This window comes from Neohoeflea coraliihabitans, assembly GCF_019334345.1.
Lineage (GTDB): Bacteria > Pseudomonadota > Alphaproteobacteria > Rhizobiales > Rhizobiaceae > Pseudohoeflea > Pseudohoeflea coraliihabitans.
In genome coordinates, this window is the sequence record NZ_JAHWQX010000004.1 from 378,708 (window position 1) to 396,150 (window position 17,443).

Below are 17,443 nucleotides of genomic sequence, written 5' to 3' on the forward strand. Positions count from 1 at the left end.
CCAGAGGACGGGATTGAGCATGACCAAACAGGTGATGATTGTTGAGGACAACGAGCTCAACATGAAGCTGTTCCGGGACCTCATCGAGGCCTCGGGATACCGCACGATCCAGACCCGCAATGGCATGGAAGCGATGGAACTGGCCCGCACGCACCGGCCCGATCTCATATTGATGGACATCCAGTTGCCGGAAGTGTCCGGGCTGGAAGTCACGAAGTGGCTGAAGGAGGATGACGATCTGCACCGTATTCCGGTGATCGCCGTCACAGCTTTCGCCATGAAGGGTGATGAGGAGCGCATCCGGCAGGGTGGCTGCGAAGCCTATATATCGAAGCCGATCTCGGTCCCCAATTTCATCAAGACCATCAAAACCTATCTCGGCGAAGCCTGAGCGAAGGAACCAGCATGACCGCGCGTATCCTTGTTGTTGACGACATTCCGGCGAATGTGAAGCTGCTGGAAGCGCGTTTGCTGGCTGAGTATTACGAAGTGCTCACCGCGCCGGAGGGGCACACGGCGCTGTCGATCTGTGACCAGACCTCGGTCGATCTCGTCCTGCTCGACATCATGATGCCCGGCATCGACGGGTTTGAAGTCTGCGAGCGGCTGAAGTCCAATCCCCGCACCGCGCATATCCCGGTTGTCATGGTCACCGCACTCGATCAGCCTGCCGACCGGGTGCGGGGACTGAAGGCCGGCGCCGATGATTTTCTCACCAAGCCGGTCAATGATCTGCAGCTGATGGCGCGGGTGAAAAGCCTGGTGCGTTTCAAGACCCTGTCCGACGAATTGCGCCTGCGCGCCGAGTCCTCGCGGTCGCTGGGGGCCAGCGCCCTGTTGGCGCCATCATCCGGCCAGCCTGAAGACCGCGGTCTGGCGCTGCTTGTCGAACCGCGCGCCACCGCGCAGGAGCGCATTTCGCGGGCCCTTGAAGACATTGCCGAGGTCACGGCGATAGGCGACCCGCAGGCGGCCTTGTTCGAAGCGGCGGAGCGGCCCTACGAATTGCTCATCGTCTCATCCGGGCTGGATGCCTATGACCCGCTGCGCCTGTGCTCCCAGATTCGCTCGCTTGAACGCACCCGGTTGCTTCCGGTTCTCGTGCTCGCCGAACAGGGCGAAGACGAGCTTGTCATGCGGGCCCTCGACCTGGGCGTCAATGATTACCTCGTCCGCCCGCTCGATCCGAATGAACTCGTGGCGCGCTCGCTCACCCAGATCCGCCGCAAGCGCTACAATGATCAATTGCGCGAAAGCCTGACGCTGTCGGTGGAAATGGCGGTCACCGATCCGCTCACCGGACTGAACAACCGGCGCTATCTCGACACGCATCTCAAGACCCTGTTCGACCGTTCGCGTCGTCGCCAGCGGCCGCTTTCGGTGTTGATCGCCGATATCGACCATTTCAAGCGCATCAATGACGTCCATGGCCATGAAGGTGGCGATGACGTGCTTCGGGATTTCGCCGGGCGGGTGCGCGGCGCCGTGCGCGGCGCTGATCTCGCATGCCGCTATGGCGGCGAGGAATTTGTCATCGTCATGCCCGACACCACGGCCGAGATCGCCAGCCAGGTGGCTGAGCGGCTGCGCCTTGCCGTCGCCTCCGATGCCTTCACCATCGCGGCATCGGATACCCTTGCCGATATCACCGCCTCGATCGGCATTGCCACGCTTCTGCCCGAGGACCTGGATGCCGCGCAATTGCTGCGCCGCGCCGACAAGGCGCTGTATCAGGCGAAGGAAAACGGCCGCAACCGCGTCGTGCAGGAAGCCGCCTGAAAACCCCTAGAATATTAATAAAAGTTGATATATTTGTTGACGGACCGACCCCGCTGCCCTACAAACACAGGTAGCGTAGATCATTCGAGATCAATCCAGGGTTGGGTAATGCACCAACAGCGAATCCACCTGGCACGCCATCGGAACAATCAGAGACGTTCCGTGAGGGTCAGGTCCGCCGCATTTCCTGTCTCGCACGGGGCGCTGGTCGATCCGCCTTCCCCCAGGGGAGCGGATCGACCAGGAGCTAATCTCCGTTCGCCCCCCACTCCACCATCTGACATGAGCACGTTGACACCCGACCGGGCCCGCGATTCGGCACGTCAGCGTGTCTGGCCACGAACGCCGCAAGGCGTGCGCCCAACACGAAAAAGCCCGCCGGTAAGGGCGGGCTCGTCAGCGGCACATCAAGTGGCGTTGGCTACTTGATCTTCGCTTCCTTGAACTCGACATGCTTCTTGGCAATCGGGTCATATTTCGTCTTCACCATCTTTTCGGTGAAGGTGCGGCTGTTTTTCTTGGTGACGTAGAAGAAACCGGTGTCGGCGCTCGACACGAGCTTGATCTTGATGGTGGTTGCCTTGGCCATGGTCTTTGCCCTTGTCGAAAAAAATCGCCGCAGTCGATCCCGGCTCTCGCATCCGAGTCCGGCATCCCACGGCTAAACGTGGGCGGAACCTACAAATTGCCGGTCAAAAGTCAAGCCTGTTTCGGAGCGAACAGCATGCGCCCCAGCGCCAGCAGAACATAAAGGCCGAAAAAGAAGGCCAGCGCCCAGGCAAATCCGTGGCTGCCGGCCACATCGATCGCCACGCCGATGGTCTGCGGGCCGACCAGCGTGCCCAGCGCATAGCAGAAGACGAACGCGGCGTTGGCCGCCGCCAGATCGGCGCCGTGCAGGCGCTCGCCGAGATGCGCCAGCCCGATGGTGTACAGGCCGGCAACGCAGCCGCCCCACAACAGGAGAATGCCCCCGGCAAGCAGCCAGTTGCCGATCAGCCAGGGCAGGGCCAGTGATCCGACCAGACCGATGACCGCGACGATCGACAAGAGCGCCCGGCGATTGCCGGTGCGATCGGCAAGCATTCCCATCGGCACCTGGAAGATGACATTGCCCAGCCCGATCATCGACAGCAGGATCGCCCCTTGCGATTCGCTGAAGCCGGTGCGGTTGGCATAGATCGGAAACAGCGCCAGCCCGCCTGATTCGACGGCGCCGAAAACGAACACCGCCGCCGTCGCCGTCGGCACCAGAAAGATGTAGCGCATGAAGGAGTGGTTCGGCCGGGTCTCGATCACCGGATTTTCCGCCCGCGCCCACAGGATCGGGATGGCCGCCAGCAGGATCACCGCGGCACCGACCGCGAAGGGAGCGATGCCATCGCTGCCGAGCAGCGAAAAGATCAGCGGCCCGCCGGCAAATCCCAGCGACAGGGTCGCCGCATAGATGCCGAGCACGAAGCCGCGCCGGTGCGGCGGCGCCGCGGTGTTGATCCAGAACTCCGACAGGATGAACAGCATGGTGACGGCGCCGTGAAAAACGATGCGCAGTGGAAACCACATCCAGAAGGCTTCGGCAAAATAGAAACCGAGCGCGCTGACCGCCGCCGCGATGATCGCCAGGATCATCGTGGTGACCACCGAAAGCCGCTTGGCGCAGGCGGTGGTCAGCGGCGCCGCGGCCATTGCCGCCACCCCCGCCATGGCCGTGTTCAGCCCGATCATCGTCGATGAGATGCCGCGCTTTTCCAGGATGATGCTGAGCAGCGGCAGTCCCAGACCCATTGCCAGACCCACGGCGCTGATCGATGCCACCGCCGCGATCAGGGCCTTCCAGTGAATATCCTCGCGCGGCACGGGACAGGAATGGGGGGGAGGGACAGCGGACATGCTGCTCTTTGAACCAACCTACTGGCAAATTCAACAGAATAAGCGGGGCTCATCAGCGGGTTCGCCCGGTCCGCCGCGGTCGCGACACCGCATGCGCTCCGGCCCCGTCAGATTATCTCGCGCAGCGACCGGTTGTTGCGGGTATAATAATAGGGCACCGGCGCGCCGAACGGCAGGTTCGGATCGGCGGCAAGGCTGCGGCACAGATCGTCCAGAATGGTCTCGGTGATCGGCGGCAGCGGCACGGCATCGAGCCTGTCCAGCGGCAGCCAGAACAGGTCGATCAGCTCCTCGCTGGCGCGCGCGGCGTCGCAATCGGCGGCCACCTCGTCGGTAAAGCAGGCAAAGAATCGCGTGTCGTAGCGGCGGTTGCGACCGGGCGGCGTGGTGGCACGTGCCACGTAGCGCAATTGCGACAGGTCCGGGCGAAATCCGCTCACCTCGTGCGACGGGTTGAGCGACAGCGCCACTTCCTCTTCCAATTCACGCGCCGCCGCCACCGCCAGAGCGCGTGCCGTCGAGGGCAGGAACCGTGACGTCGTACGCGCCATCAGCCGCTCCAGAACCGGCGCCTTGAGAGGCGCTGCCACCGCCCGGCGGCCGTCGCCGGGATCGCGTCGCCCGCCGGGAAAGACGTAGAGATCGGGCATGAAGACATGCGCCCGGGCGCGCTTGCCGACCAGCACGCGCGGCTGCCCCCGGCTGCGGTCGATCAGGATCAGCGACGCCGCGTCGCGCGGGGTCAGGGTCGGGTGGATCTCGTCATCGTCAAGAAGAACGCGCGATGGTCCGAGATCGGTCAATTCGCCGCTCATCGGCCCGGCTGATCACCACGCTCGGAAAGGGCCGCCGCCGCTGCCGCGTCCTCATCGACGCCGCCGAAACCATGCATCTTCAAGGCCCATTGCAGTCCGATCACACCGCCCTTCAGCGGCTGCAGCAGTGCCAGGCTCAGGACGCCCGTGAGCGGAATCCAGATCGCCATGTGCTGCCACATAGCCAGGCTGACCGCCTGCTCGACCGCCATGTAGGCGGCCACGACGATGTGCCCGACGATGAAGATCGACAGGTAGGCGGGAAAATCATCGGCCCGCTGATGATGCATGTCTTCCTTGCACACGCTGCAGGTGTCGACGGGCTTGAGATAAGCCCTGAACAGCCGCCCCTCGCCACAGGCCGGACAGCGGCACAACAGACCCCGCTTGACGGCACGCCCGGTGCCCGATGCAGTCTCGTCCGCGCTGGAATCCTTCGCCTCGGCGCCAAAATGCTGCATGTGGTTGTCCTCCGTGCCAGCGCGTCGCTGCGCTGCGTGAGCTGTTCAGGTCCGGCGTCCGCGCGGCGGCCGGGTGCCCGGCCGTTTGCCAGAGCTGCGCCGGGCCCGTCCCGACTTGTGGTAAGAGCGCGTCGCACTTGGCATTTGGCGACCTTCACCAAGAATTTCAAACCTTAATGCGCCCGCAAGCGGAACTGCTTCAACAAGTCGCACATCGACATCGTCGCCCAGGCGGAAGCCGAGACCGGATTTTTCGCCGACAATCGCCTGATGCGCTTCGTCATAGATGAAATATTCCTGCCCCAGTGTCGAGATCGGCACGAAGCCGTCGGCGCCGAGATCCTTGAGCTTGATGAACAGGCCGGCCTTGGTCACCCCCGAGATCTGCCCGGAGAATGTCTCGCCCTGGCGCTCGGCCAGATGATGCGCGATCAGCCGGTCCACCGTCTCGCGTTCGGCCACCATGGCGCGCCGCTCGAAGGTCGAGATTTCGGCGGCGATGTCCTCCAGCGCGCCTTCCTCCTGCGGGGTGATGCCGCCCTGGCCGAGTCGCAGCGCCCCGACCAGGGCCCGGTGCACGATCAGATCCGCATAGCGGCGAATCGGCGAGGTGAAATGCGCATAGCGCTGCAGGTTCAGCCCGAAATGGCCGATATTCTCCGGCTGATACACCGCCTGGCTCTGGCTGCGCAGCACCATCTCGCTAACCATCGTCTCATAGGGCTTGTCACGCGATTGCTCGAGCACGCCGTTGAACGAATTGGCCCGCACATTGCCGCGCGACAAGGACAACCCGAGCGTGCCGAGAAACTCGCGCAGCACCTCCTGCTTGGCCAGCGACGGCGTGTCGTGGACGCGGTAGATCAGCGGCTGCTTGCGCTGTTCGAGTGTTTCCGCGGCCGCGACATTGGCCTGGATCATGAATTCCTCGATCAGCTTGTGCGCATCAAGCCGCGCCGGAACGATGACGTCGGCAACGCGCCCCTCGGCGTCGAGCACGATCTTGCGCTCCGGCAGATCCAGTTCCAGCGGCTGGCGCCGCGTCCGGCCGCGCAAAAGGATGCCATAGGCATGCCACAAGGGTTTGAGCACCGGCTCGAGCAGAGGGCCGCTCTGGTCATCCGGTTTGCCGTCAATCGCCGCCTGTGCCTGCTGGTAGGACAGCTTCGCCGCGCTGCGCATGCTCACCCGGTGGAAGCGATGCCCGACCTTGCGGCCTTCCCCGTTGAAGCGCATCTTCACCGCCAGCGCCGGGCGCGCCTCGCCTTCGCGCAGCGAACACAGATCGTTGGAAATCCGTTCGGGCAGCATCGGCACGACGCGGTCCGGAAAATAGGCCGAATTGCCGCGCCTCAGGGCCTCGCGGTCCATGGCGCTGCCCGGCCGCACATACCAGCTGACATCGGCGATCGCCACCGTGACGATGACGCCGCCGGGATTGTCATCGGAAGGATCCGCTTCGGCGAACACCGCATCATCATGATCCTTCGCATCGGCCGGATCGATGGTGATCAGCGGTACGTCGCGCCAGTCTTCGCGGCCATCGGCATCGGCGGAGAACGGCTCTGCCGTCTTTGCCTCGGCCAGCACGTCCTCGGGGAAGACATGCGGAATACCATGCGCATGGATGGCGATCATCGAGATCGCCTTTTCGCCGGAGACATGCCCGAGGACGTTGGAAATCCTCGCCTGCGGCAGCCCCATGCGGCCATGCCGCACCGGTTCGAACTCGACCAGGTCTCCGTCCTTGGCTTCGCCGATCTCTCCCGGCGCCACCTGAAATTCGTCGCCGCGCCGGTCGATCGGCATCAAGCGGCCACCCTCGGGCGTCTCGCGCAGGACGCCGAGCTGCAGGCCGCCGCGCTTGTCGAGGATCTTCATCACGCGCGCCGCATAGGCCGGGCCGGTGGCCGATTTGGCCGGAAAGATCCGCGCCAGGACGCGGTCGCCCAGACCGGCTGCTGCGCTGGCGGATTTTCCCTTGCCCCGCCCGCGTGCGCCGGTATCGGACGATTGCCGTACCGTCACCGCCGGCGCCACGCCGCCCTCTTCGGGCCACTCGGCGGGACGGGCGATCAGCTCGCCATCGGGGCTGCGCATGGTGATCTCGAGCACGGTGACGGCGGGCAGGGCGCCCGGGCGCGTCAGCAGCTTGCGATGCCGCTCGATCAGGCCTTCATCTTCAAGAGCGCGCAACATCTGCTTCAAGGCAACGCGCGCATCCCCCTTCAGGCCAAACGCCTTGGCAACATCGCGCTTCGAGGCCTGGTCCGGGTTTTCGCTGATGAAGCGCAGGATCGTCTCCCGGTCCGGCAGCTCGCCGCGCCGCGGCCCGTCGCCCGCCCCCCGTGCAGGGTTCGCCCTGGTCTTGCCCACGGGCTTCTTTGTCCCCGCCTTGCCGCGGGCATCCTTGCCGCTTTTCGTCGGACCGCGCGCCAAGATCAGGCCTTGTCGCCGGCGGCCGCACTCTTGGCCGGCTTGCTGGACTTGGCCGCCGCAGACGACGTCTTGGCCTTGGTCGACTTGGTTGTCTTCTTGGTCGCCTTCGCCTTGCCCTTCTTGCTGCCGGCCTTCGCCGCGATCAGTTCCAGAGCACGTTCCATGCTCACATCCTGCGGCGCCAGGTCCTTCGGCAGCGTGGCGTTGATCTTGCCCCAGTTGACATAGGGGCCGTAGCGGCCGTCACGCACCGTGACGGCACCGCCATCCGGGTGGTCGCCGAGCTGCTTCAGGGCGGTCGGCGTGGCGCGGCCGCGGCCGCCCCCTTTCGCCTGTTTCTCGGCGATCAGTGTCACGGCCCGGTTCAGGCCGATCGAAAACACATCCTCGACGCTCTCGAGATTGGCGTAGACGCCATCATGCAGCACGAAGGGCCCGTACCGGCCGATGCCGGCCGAAATCATCTTGCCGCTTTCCGGATGCTGACCGACATCACGCGGCAACTGCAAAAGGGCCAGTGCCTTCTCGTGATCGATCGTCTGCGGCGCCCAGCCCTTCGGCAGGCTGGCGCGCTTGGCTTCCTTGCCCTCGCCACGCTGAACATAGGGTCCGAACCGTCCGTTGCGCAGCGTCATCGGCTCGCCCGTATGCGGATCCTTGCCCAGATCGACCGGCTCGTTCGAGGCCGCGGCCTGGTCCTGGCCATTCGGATCCGAGGTCAGTTGCCGGGTGAAGTTGCAGTCGGGATAGTTGGAGCAGCCGACGAAGGCGCCGTATTTGCCCAGTTTCAGCGACAGCTTTCCGACACCGCAGGTCGGGCAGATGCGCGGGTCGGCGCCGTCCTCGCGCTTCGGGAACACCAGCGGAGCCAGATGCTCATTCAGCGCATCAAGCACCTCCGAGACCCGCAGATCCTTGGTTTCGTCGATATGCGCATGAAATTCGGTCCAGAATTCGCGCAACACATCCTTCCACTTCAACTCGCCGGCGGAGATGCGGTCGAGCTTGGACTCCAGATCGGCAGTGAAATCGAACTCGATATAGCGATCGAAGAAATTTTCCAGGAACGCCGTCACCAGCCGGCCTTTCGGCTCGGGGATCAGCTTGCGCTTGTCGACCTGCATGTATTCGCGGTCGCTCAGCGTCTTCAGCGTCGAGGCATAGGTCGACGGACGGCCGATGCCGAGCTCTTCCATCTTGCGGATCAGCGACGCTTCCGAATAGCGCGGCGGCGGTTCCGTGAAATGCTGGCTGGCCTTGATCTGCTCGCGGGTCAGCGCTTCACCCTGGTTGATCTCCGGCAAACGACCCTCGTCATCGCCGTCATCGCTCTGCTCGCCATCTTCCTTGGCATCGGTGTAGGCGGCGATGAACCCGTCAAAACGCACCACCGAGCCGGTGGCACGCAGGGTTGCTTCCTCGCCGCCATGCACGGCACGAATGTCAACCGTCGTCCGCTCGATCTCCGCCGAGGCCATCTGGCTGGCAATCGCCCGCTTCCAGATCAGATCATACAATTTCAGCTGATCGCCATCGAGATAACGCCGCACATCCTCGGGGGCGCGATCGAAGGCGGTCGGGCGCACCGCCTCGTGCGCCTCCTGGGCATTCTTTGCCTTTGACGAATAAAAGCGCGGCTTTTCCGGCCGATACCGCGCGCCGAAGCGGCTGCCGATCTCTTCGCGCGCCGCATCGATCGCTTCGCCGGCCATCTGCACGCCGTCGGTACGCATATAGGTGATCAGACCAACTGTTTCGCCGCCGATGTCGATGCCTTCATAGAGTTTCTGCGCCACCTGCATGGTGCGCGAGGCGTTGAAACCGAGCTTGGAGGAGGCGGCCTGCTGCAGCGTCGACGTGGTGAAGGGCGGCGCCGGATTGCGGCGTGTCGGCTTGGCTTCGACGCTCTCGGCGCTGAAGCTGGCCTGATCCAGCATCGTCTTGATGGCATTGGCCTGATCACCGTCGGTGATCGACATCTTCTGCAGCTTCTTGCCGTTATGGGCGGTCAGGCGGGCCACGAAGGCATCGCCGCGCGGCGTCTGCATGTCGGCGGCAATCTGCCAGTATTCTTCACTGATGAAGCGCTCGATCTCGTCCTCGCGGTCGCAGATCAGCCGCAGCGCCACCGACTGCACGCGGCCGGCCGAGCGCGCACCCGGCAACTTGCGCCACAAGACCGGCGAGAGATTGAATCCGACCAGGTAGTCAAGCGCCCGGCGTGCCAGATAGGCATCGACAAGCGGCCCGTCGATGTCGCGCGGATTGGCCATCGCGTCGAGCACCGACTTCTTGGTGATGGCGTTGAAGACGACGCGCTTGACCGACTTGTCCTTCAGCGCCTTCTTCTTGTTGAGAACCTCGAGCACATGCCAGGAAATCGCTTCGCCCTCGCGGTCCGGGTCAGTCGCCAGGAACAGCGCATCGGACGATTTGAGCGCGTCGGAAATGTCTTTCAGACGTTTCTTCGAAGCCGCGTCCATGTCCCACGACATCTCGAAATCTTCGTCCGGCAGCACCGAGCCATCCTTCGCCGGCAGGTCGCGGATATGACCGAACGAGGCGAGAACCTTGTAGTCCGGGCCCAGATACTTGTTGATTGTCTTGGCTTTTGCAGGCGATTCGACAACGACGACGTTCATTATTTCATCCAGATTTCAGCGATGCGCCGTCCCGGCTGCTCAAAACTCCCCGGCGCAGGGGCAACGAAATGGACACCGAAAAGAGTTTGGTCAAGGCCCGGTGCCGAAATCAGGCCATTTCACACGTCAATACAACTAAAACGATTATGCAACTCTATTGCAATTAAAGATAAATGTTCTATCTTGCGTTTGGTCACGCCGGGCCGGCCCCGCGCCGTCCTCGTCACGGCCTAGGCAGCGAGGAGCAACATGGCCCATCGATCCGAAAACGGCGCTTCCCAATCAGCTGAGAGCGGTCAGAATATCGCCTTCATCCGGCAGATGCTGGCCGAGTTGCGCCTGGTCGCGGAGCGGGAAAAGGCCGAGATGCTTTGCTACCTGATCGAAATGGCCTATCTCGAGGCCGAGGATGTTTTGCAAACACGCTTGCGGCCGGCACCGGCGCGCCGCAGCTGAGTGTCAGGTCTCGCCGCTGCCCAGCGACACCATGCCGCCGGGATGGCGATCGAGACGTCCGGCCAGATCCAGCTCCAGAAGGATGTAATGCACGGTCGCCGCCGGCAGCCCGCAGTGGCGAATGATATCGTCGATCTCGACCGGCGAGGGGCCAAGCGCGCCGGCAACTCGCGCCCGCTCGTCATCGCGGGGTGGATCCCAGTCCGGGGTTGCGCCCTCGTCGGGCTCCTCGATAAGCGGTTCGTCGTCCGGCGCGATGCGTGAGATCGGCGCCAGGGCGTCGAGCACATCGGCGGCCCGGGTGGTCAGAATGGCGCCTTCCTTGAGCAGACCATTGGTGCCGGCGGCGCGTGGATCGAGCGGCGAACCGGGGACTGCGAAAACCAGGCGTCCGAAATCATTGGCCCGGCGCGCAGTGATCAGCGATCCCGAACGGGCCGCCGCCTCGATCACCACGACCCCGAGCGAGATGCCGGCAATCAGCCGGTTGCGGCGGGGAAAGTCGCGCGCCCGCGGCTCCCACCCCATCGGCATCTCGGACAGCGCCAGACCCGCCCCCTCGCGGATGCGCTCGTACAGATCGAGATTTTCCGGCGGGTAGGGGCGGTCCAGCCCGCCGGCCATCGCCGCGATGGTGCCGGTGTCCAGGCTGGCCTCGTGCGCCGCCGCATCGATGCCACGCGCCAGGCCGGAGACGATCCGATACCCGGCGGCGCCGATCTCGCGTGCCAGCCGGGTGGCAAATTTGGTTCCGGAGATCGAGGCGTTGCGGGATCCGACAATGCCGACGGCCGGCCCATGCGCGACGCGCAGGTCGCCGATCGCGGCGATCAAAGGCGGAGCGCCGTCAATGCGCCGCAGCGCAGCGGGATAATCCGGTTCGCCGATGCCGACAAACACCGCGCCGAAGCGCGCCGCTGCGGCGAGCTCGGCTTCCGCCTGCGCTGGCGTGGCGATGCGGATCTGCCGCCGCGCACCGCCGCGTTGCGACAATTCAGGCAGATGCGCGATGGCCCGCTCGGCGGAACCGAAATGATTGATCAGGTCGCGGAAGGTTGCCGGCCCGACATTGTCCGAGCGGATCAGGCGCAGCCAGGCGAGGCGCTGGCGTTCGCTCAGACGAACGCCGGGCCCGCCCGTCCCGGTCATGCGCCGCTGTTGCGCTCGTCGGCGCCATCCTTGGCCTTGCTGCCGATCCGGCTTTCCGTGCCGGCCATCAGACGCGCAATATTGCTGTGGTGCTTGAGGATCGTGATCAGCGAAAGGGCGGTGAACAGCGCCGCCACCGCATCAAGCCGCGCCAGCCAGAGCGCCGCTGGCACCGCCACCGCGGCAGCCAGTGCCGCCAGCGACGAATAGCGAAACAGCTTGGCCATACCCAGCCACACGGCGGCGAAGACAAGCACGAAAAGCGGCGCCGCCGCCAGCAGAACGCCGAGATAGGTGGCTACGCCCTTGCCGCCCTTGAACTTCAGCCAGACCGGGTAGAGATGGCCGAGAAATGCCGCAAAGCCCGCAACCAGCGAGGCTTCGACGCCAAACAGCCAGCGCGCCGCCAGCACCGCCAGCGTGCCCTTCAGCGCGTCGCCGAGAAGAACCATCGCCGCCAGCTTGCGGTTGCCGGTGCGCAGCACATTGGTGGCGCCGATATTGCCCGAACCGATCTTGCGCACATCGCCAAGGCCGGCCATCTGCGTCAGGATCAGCCCGAACGGGATCGAGCCGAGCAGATAGCCGAGCAGCAGGGCGTAGATCGTGTTGGGGTCTGACCAGTCGACATATTCAGGCACGTAACTGCTCCTCCTGATGGGTCACGGCAAGGATCGGCAACAGCCGATCACCGTCCTGGCAGACCCTCATCAGCGCGATAAACACTCGCACCTGCAACCAGAGTTTGCAAGACCTTGCCGGAAAAGCGCGCATCCTCGAAGGCCGAGTTCTTAGAGCGCGAAACGATGTCATCCTTCGACAGCATCCAGGGGTAGTCCGGATCGATGATCGCCAGATCCGCGGCCGCTCCCACCTTCAGCGTGCCGCCGGGCAGGCCGAAGATCTCTGCCGGCCGGCACGACAGCGCCTCGATCAGCCGCGCCAGCGGGACATCGCCGGAATGATAAAGCCGCAACGCCGCCGCCAGCAAGGTCTCGAGCCCGATCGCGCCGTTCGCCGCATCGGCAAACGGCAACCGTTTGGTGTCGACATCCTGCGGGTCGTGCGACGACGAGATGACATCGATTGTCCCGTCCGCCACCGCCGCCGCCATGGCGCGCCGGTCATCCTCGCTGCGCAGGGGCGGCGACAGCCGGAAGAAGGTGCGGTACTCGCCGATATCGGTTTCGTTCAGGGTCAGGTGATTGATCGAAATGCCGGCGGTCACCGCGTGTCCCGCGGCCTTGGACGAGCGCACCGCCGCCGCCGATTCCGGCACCGACAGCTTCAATGCGTGGTAGCGCGCCCCGGTCAGTGCCGCCAGCCGCAGATCGCGCTCCAGCGCGATGATCTCCGCTTCGCGCGGAATGCCGGGCAGGCCGAGCCAGCTGGCAAACAGTCCCTCATTCATCACCCCGCCGCTGCTCAGATAGCTGTCCTGCGTGGCGCAGGCGACCACGGCCCCGAAATCGCGCGCATAGGTCATCGCCCGCCGCATCATCAGCGTGTCCTTGACGGTCTCGCGCCCATTGCTCAGCATCACCGCGCCGGCATCGAGCAGCAGGCCGAACTCGGTCATCTGCTCGCCGCGCAGCCCCTTGGTCAGCGCCGCTGCCGGATAGACGGAGACAATCGCCTCATCGCGCGCCGCGCGCTGCACGAAATCGACGAGGCTGACATCATCGATCACCGGATCGGTGTCCGGCATCATGATCAGGCTGGTCACCCCGCCGCGCGCCGCCGCACGGCTCGCCGAAGCAATCGTCTCGCGGTGTTCGCCTCCCGGCTCGCCGATATGCACGCAGGTATCGACCAGCCCCGGCACCACAATAAGGCCGCCCAGATCCTCGGTATCGATCCCCTCTGGCGCTGTCGCAGCCGCGTTCGCGCCGATCGCCGCGATCTGTCCATCGATGATCAGCACGGCCCCGGTCTCATCCATGCCCTGCGAGGGATCGATGATGCGGGCGTTGGTGAGGAGGCGGCGCGTCACGAGGTTCCCTCCGCAACCGGATCGGTGTCGCGCGCCGCCATCAGCGTTTCCATCACCGCCATGCGCACCGCCACGCCCATCTCGACCTGGCTCTCGATCACGCTCTGCGGTCCGTCGGCGATATCCGACGCGATCTCGACACCGCGGTTCATCGGCCCGGGATGCATCACCAGCGCATCCGGGCGCGCCAGCGCCAGCTTGGCCGCATCCAGCCCGTAATGGCGGAAATACTCTCGCACTGATGGCACGAAGGCGCCCTCCATGCGTTCGCGCTGCAGGCGCAGCATCATCACCACATCTGCATCCCTCAGCCCGTCCTCCATGCGGTGAAACACCTCGACTCCCATCTGCGCGATCCCCGCCGGCAGCAGCGTCGAGGGCGCCACGACCCGCACCCGCGCCCCCATCGCATTGAGCAGAATGATGTTCGAGCGCGCCACGCGCGAATGCAGCACATCGCCGCAGATCGCCACGATCAGCCGTCCGAGCCGGCCCTTGTTGCGGCGGATCGTCAGCGCGTCGAGCAGCGCCTGGGTCGGATGCTCATGCGCCCCGTCGCCGGCATTGACCACCGCGCATTCGACCTTCTGCGCCAGCAGCGCCACGGCGCCGGCCGAGCCGTGCCGGACGATCAGGATGTCCGGGCGCATGGCGTTCAAGGTCATCGCCGTGTCGATCAGGGTTTCCCCCTTCTTCACGCTCGAATTGGCCACCGCCATGTTCATCACATCGGCGCCAAGGCGCTTTCCCGCCAGTTCGAAAGAGGCCTGGGTGCGGGTGGAGGATTCGAAGAACAGGTTGATCTGCGTGCGCCCGCGCAGTGTCGCGGTTTTCTTGTCTTCGCGGCGCGAGATCTGCACCGCCGCGTCGGCACGGTCGAGAAGGTGGAGAATGTCCGGCTCGGACAGTTCCTTGATTCCCAGTAGGTGGCGATGGGGAAAGACCATGGGGCTCCACGCGGCTCCTGACAGTGCGCCGTTCATAAGAACAGCCGGGCAAGAGAGCAAGCCACGCTGATTCGCAAAATCGCTTTCGCCCACATGAAATGATGCGATCGGGCATGCAAAATGCGCCGAATCCCTCTAGGGATGATGCATGAGCGCACACCCGAAAGGCCGCCCCGCGGCCGATGCCCACAACCAGTCGCCGCCCTTTGCCGGGCACAACGCTTTTCTCGTCGATCCGCTGCTGCGCGACATCGCCGACGCCATGCCGCGTGCCCTGCGTGCCGATTTCGAGGCGACCGGGCGCTTCGTCGCCTCTGCCGAAGCCCACGACCTGGCACGCATCGCCAACCGCTCGGAGCCGGAATTGCGCACCCTCGGTCCGTCCGGCGACCGCCTCGATCTGGTCGAGTTCCATCCCGCCTATCATGCGCTGATGCGCCGCTCGTCTTCGATCGGCCTGCAGGGCTCGGTGTGGGAGGACATCCCCGCCGAGCGCGGAGTGGCGCACCAGGCGCGCGCCCTGCGCTTCTTTCTCACCGCCGGCCTTGAAAGCGGGCATCTGTGTCCGCTGACCATGACCAATGCCGCGGTCGCCGCCATCATGGCATCGCCGCGCGTCGAAAAGACATGGCTGCCGAAGATCGTGTCGCGCAAATACGATTCGGCTCAGAAGCCGGCGATGCAGAAGTCCGGCGTGACGATCGGCATGGGCATGACCGAAAGGCAGGGCGGCACCGATGTGCGCACCAACCGTTCGACCGGCGAGAAGGTCGGCGAGGGGATTTACCGCCTTGCCGGCGACAAGTGGTTTCTCTCGGCGCCGATGTCGGATGCCTTTGTCATGCTGGCGCGCACCGGCGAGGAGATCAGCTGTTTCCTCGTGCCGCGCATTCTCGAGGATGGCAGCCGCAACGGACTGCGCTTCCAGAGGCTGAAAGACAAGCTCGGCAACCGCTCGAATGCCTCCGCCGAGGTCGAGTTTTCCGACACGTTCGGCTTTCTGCTCGGCGAGGAAGGCAAGGGCATTCGCACCATTCTCGACATGGTCACGCTGACGCGGCTCGACTGTTCCCTCGGTTCGGCCGGCATGATGCGCGCCAGCCTTGCGGAAGCTGTGCATCACTGCCGCCACCGCGTGGTCTTTGGCAAGAAGCTGGTCGATCAGCCGCTGATGACACGCGTCCTTGCCGATCTCACGCTTGATGTCGCCGCCGCAGCCGCGCTCTCCATGCGTCTGGCCCGCGCCTTCGACAAGGCGCACGAGGACCCGGCCGAAGCGGCTTTCGCGCGCCTGATGACCCCGGTGGTCAAATACTGGGTCTGCAAGATCGCCCCCTCGGTGATCTACGAGGCGATGGAGTGCCTTGGCGGCAATGGCTATATCGAGGAACGGCCGCTGGCACGCCACTACCGCGAGGCGCCCGTCAACGCCATTTGGGAAGGCTCGGGCAATGTCATGGCGCTCGACGTGCTGCGCGTCCTGGCGCGCGGGCCGGAGCTGTTCGATGTCGTGCTTGCCGGACTGTCCGAGGATCTCGGCCCTGCGGGCTCGCGCACTGTCGATGTCCTGAAGGCCTGCATGGCCGTCAGCGAGACCGATGAGGCCGGCGGCCGCATGTTGACCGAGCAATTGGCTCTCGCCGCCGCCGGCGCCGAATTGACCCGCCTCGGCGCGGGGATGATCGCCGAAGCCTTTGTCGAAACCCGCCTTGGCGGCGCCTGGCGCGCCACCTACGGCATGCTCGACGCCCGCTTTGACGCCAACCGCATCATCGACGTGCTGTATCCGCCGGTGGATTGAGCCCTCGCGCGCCGGGGCCGGTCAGCCCAGCCATTCGGCAAGGGCGATCGCCGCCGGGATCGTCAGGAACGAGGCCGCGGTCTGCAAGGTCGCCACCGCCGCGTAGAGCGGCGCGTCGCCCCCCAATTGCCGGGCCAGCAGAAAGCCGTTCATCGCCGTCGGCACGGCGCCGCAGATCGCCATCAGCGCCAGCACCTGCCCGGACAGGCCGAACAGGAGGCCGAAGCCGATCATCATCAGCGGCATGGCGATCAGCTTCAGGCCGCTGGACAGAAGCACCAGCAATCCCGGCCGCAGCGCATCGCTGAGCCGCAGCCCCGCACCGACCATCACCAGCCCGAGCCCGAGCGCCGAGCGGGCCAGAAGATCGATCGCCTGCTCCAGCGGCAGATACAGCCGGAACGGCATGGCCTGCAAGGCCAGGCCCGCCAGGCAGCCCAGAATCAGCGGATTGGTGGCCGTCTTCACGGCGAAGGCGCCCAGATGTCGCGGTCCGCCGTTGAACCACAGCAACACGCCGACATTCGTCACGTTCAGCGGCAGGATGTTGACCGCCATCACCAGCGCGACAATCGCCAGTGCCCCGGTCCCCGCGTAGCGCTCGGCGATCGCCAGGGCCACGAAACCGTTCCAGCGCGTCGCCGTCTGGAACACCGAGGTGAACGACGCATTCGAGTAGCCGGCTTTATCGAGGAGCGGGTAGAGGGCCAGGCAGAGGGCAAACATGACGAACACGGCGAGCAGCGCCGTCATCCCGATCGCATTCAGCGACAGGCCGGAGAAATCGGCATTGCCGAGGGTCAGGAACAACAGCGCTGGGAACAGAATGTAATAGCCGAAGGTTTCCAGACCCGGCCACAGCCCGGCATCGAGCAGCGGCATCCGCTTGAACACCGCGCCGGCAACGACGAGCAGAAAGATGGGCAATATGCTTTCGAAGATGGGCAGCAAGGGAAAGCCTCGTCGGGAACGGACGCCACGTCATAAGGATCGGGATGCACGCAGACAAGCTGGATGGGGCACGCAACTCGGTTTCACGGCCTTTTTGAAGCCGCCGTTAACCCTAACAAA

General features: G+C 64.8%; 15 protein-coding genes. 4 read left to right on the forward strand and 11 right to left on the reverse strand.

Features of this window, described 5'->3' with window-relative positions:
- The first annotated feature begins 19 nt into the window (after positions 1 to 19).
- Together KY465_RS16630 and KY465_RS16635 are read left to right on the forward strand one after the other, a co-directional pair.
- Positions 20 to 391, forward strand: coding sequence for a response regulator (locus KY465_RS16630; protein ID WP_219203204.1), 372 nt, complete (start codon positions 20 to 22; stop codon positions 389 to 391).
- Positions 392 to 405: 14 nt separating this feature from the next.
- The gene (locus KY465_RS16635; protein WP_219203205.1) at positions 406 to 1,779 is read left to right on the forward strand and encodes a PleD family two-component system response regulator; all 1,374 of its coding nucleotides are present in this window, start codon (positions 406 to 408) and stop codon (positions 1,777 to 1,779) included.
- A 421-nt stretch (positions 1,780 to 2,200) separates the two neighbouring features.
- On the opposite strand, the gene rpmG is transcribed toward KY465_RS16635, so the two are convergent.
- The 6 genes from rpmG to topA form a co-directional block, all read right to left on the reverse strand.
- The gene (rpmG, locus tag KY465_RS16640; RefSeq protein ID WP_219203206.1) at positions 2,201 to 2,368 is read right to left on the reverse strand and encodes a 50S ribosomal protein L33; all 168 of its coding nucleotides are present in this window, start codon (positions 2,366 to 2,368) and stop codon (positions 2,201 to 2,203) included.
- 110 nt (positions 2,369 to 2,478) lie between these two features.
- Positions 2,479 to 3,669 carry an MFS transporter gene (locus KY465_RS16645; RefSeq protein ID WP_219203207.1) on the reverse strand — a complete coding sequence of 397 codons (1,191 nt, stop codon included), beginning with the start codon at positions 3,667 to 3,669 and terminating at the stop codon, positions 2,479 to 2,481.
- Between the two features lie 107 nt (positions 3,670 to 3,776).
- Positions 3,777 to 4,484, reverse strand: coding sequence for an NUDIX domain-containing protein (locus KY465_RS16650; RefSeq protein WP_219203208.1), 708 nt, complete (start codon positions 4,482 to 4,484; stop codon positions 3,777 to 3,779).
- Positions 4,481 to 4,945 carry a DUF983 domain-containing protein gene (locus tag KY465_RS16655; protein ID WP_219203209.1) on the reverse strand — a complete coding sequence of 155 codons (465 nt, stop codon included), beginning with the start codon at positions 4,943 to 4,945 and terminating at the stop codon, positions 4,481 to 4,483. The genes KY465_RS16650 and KY465_RS16655 overlap by 4 nt, the downstream gene beginning before the upstream one ends.
- A 45-nt stretch (positions 4,946 to 4,990) precedes the next feature.
- On the reverse strand, positions 4,991 to 7,321 hold the full coding sequence (gene rnr, locus KY465_RS16660; RefSeq protein WP_219203210.1) for a ribonuclease R: 2,331 nt from the start codon (positions 7,319 to 7,321) through the stop codon (positions 4,991 to 4,993).
- Positions 7,322 to 7,386: 65 nt separating this feature from the next.
- Positions 7,387 to 10,026, reverse strand: coding sequence for a type I DNA topoisomerase (topA, locus tag KY465_RS16665; RefSeq protein ID WP_219203211.1), 2,640 nt, complete (start codon positions 10,024 to 10,026; stop codon positions 7,387 to 7,389).
- 249 nt (positions 10,027 to 10,275) lie between these two features.
- On the opposite strand from topA, the gene KY465_RS16670 reads away from it, so the two are divergent.
- On the forward strand, positions 10,276 to 10,482 hold the full coding sequence (locus KY465_RS16670) for a hypothetical protein (protein WP_219203212.1): 207 nt from the start codon (positions 10,276 to 10,278) through the stop codon (positions 10,480 to 10,482).
- Positions 10,483 to 10,485: 3 nt separating this feature from the next.
- On the opposite strand, the gene dprA is transcribed toward KY465_RS16670, so the two are convergent.
- Genes dprA through KY465_RS16690 form a run of 4 tightly spaced genes read right to left on the reverse strand, consistent with a single transcriptional unit; the run spans position 10,486 to position 14,571 of the window.
- Positions 10,486 to 11,631, reverse strand: coding sequence for a DNA-processing protein DprA (gene dprA, locus KY465_RS16675; RefSeq protein ID WP_219203213.1), 1,146 nt, complete (start codon positions 11,629 to 11,631; stop codon positions 10,486 to 10,488).
- A complete protein-coding gene (plsY, locus tag KY465_RS16680; RefSeq protein WP_219203214.1) occupies positions 11,628 to 12,272 on the reverse strand; it encodes a glycerol-3-phosphate 1-O-acyltransferase PlsY in 645 nt (214 codons plus the stop codon). Before plsY ends, dprA begins: the two co-directional genes overlap by 4 nt.
- A 47-nt stretch (positions 12,273 to 12,319) precedes the next feature.
- The gene (locus KY465_RS16685; RefSeq protein ID WP_219203215.1) at positions 12,320 to 13,624 is read right to left on the reverse strand and encodes a dihydroorotase; all 1,305 of its coding nucleotides are present in this window, start codon (positions 13,622 to 13,624) and stop codon (positions 12,320 to 12,322) included.
- Entirely contained in the window at positions 13,621 to 14,571 is a 951-nt protein-coding gene (locus tag KY465_RS16690) for an aspartate carbamoyltransferase catalytic subunit (RefSeq protein ID WP_219203216.1), read from the reverse strand. Before KY465_RS16690 ends, KY465_RS16685 begins: the two co-directional genes overlap by 4 nt.
- Positions 14,572 to 14,719: 148 nt before the next feature.
- Between KY465_RS16690 and KY465_RS16695 the strand changes: the two genes are divergently transcribed.
- Positions 14,720 to 16,372: an acyl-CoA dehydrogenase family protein gene (locus KY465_RS16695; RefSeq protein ID WP_219203217.1), complete on the forward strand. Its 1,653-nt coding sequence runs from the start codon at positions 14,720 to 14,722 to the stop codon at positions 16,370 to 16,372.
- Between the two features lie 21 nt (positions 16,373 to 16,393).
- Here KY465_RS16695 and KY465_RS16700 read toward each other — a convergent pair whose 3' ends face one another.
- On the reverse strand, positions 16,394 to 17,323 hold the full coding sequence (locus KY465_RS16700) for an AEC family transporter (RefSeq protein ID WP_219203218.1): 930 nt from the start codon (positions 17,321 to 17,323) through the stop codon (positions 16,394 to 16,396).
- Positions 17,324 to 17,443: the final 120 nt, after the last annotated feature.

Bases quoted from the DNA above. Each gene is read 5' to 3' on its own strand.
- KY465_RS16690 (WP_219203216.1), bottom strand. From the start codon at position 14,571: ATGGTCTTTCCCCATCGCCACCTACTGGGAATCAAGGAACTGTCCGAG.
- KY465_RS16635 (WP_219203205.1), top strand. From the start codon at position 406: ATGACCGCGCGTATCCTTGTTGTTGACGACATTCCGGCGAATGTGAAG.
- KY465_RS16630 (WP_219203204.1), top strand. From the start codon at position 20: ATGACCAAACAGGTGATGATTGTTGAGGACAACGAGCTCAACATGAAG.
- rpmG (WP_219203206.1), bottom strand. From the start codon at position 2,368: ATGGCCAAGGCAACCACCATCAAGATCAAGCTCGTGTCGAGCGCCGAC.
- dprA (WP_219203213.1), bottom strand. From the start codon at position 11,631: ATGACCGGGACGGGCGGGCCCGGCGTTCGTCTGAGCGAACGCCAGCGC.
- KY465_RS16695 (WP_219203217.1), top strand. From the start codon at position 14,720: ATGAGCGCACACCCGAAAGGCCGCCCCGCGGCCGATGCCCACAACCAG.
- KY465_RS16655 (WP_219203209.1), bottom strand. From the start codon at position 4,945: ATGCAGCATTTTGGCGCCGAGGCGAAGGATTCCAGCGCGGACGAGACT.
- KY465_RS16650 (WP_219203208.1), bottom strand. From the start codon at position 4,484: ATGAGCGGCGAATTGACCGATCTCGGACCATCGCGCGTTCTTCTTGAC.
- topA (WP_219203211.1), bottom strand. From the start codon at position 10,026: ATGAACGTCGTCGTTGTCGAATCGCCTGCAAAAGCCAAGACAATCAAC.
- KY465_RS16645 (WP_219203207.1), bottom strand. From the start codon at position 3,669: ATGTCCGCTGTCCCTCCCCCCCATTCCTGTCCCGTGCCGCGCGAGGAT.
- KY465_RS16670 (WP_219203212.1), top strand. From the start codon at position 10,276: ATGGCCCATCGATCCGAAAACGGCGCTTCCCAATCAGCTGAGAGCGGT.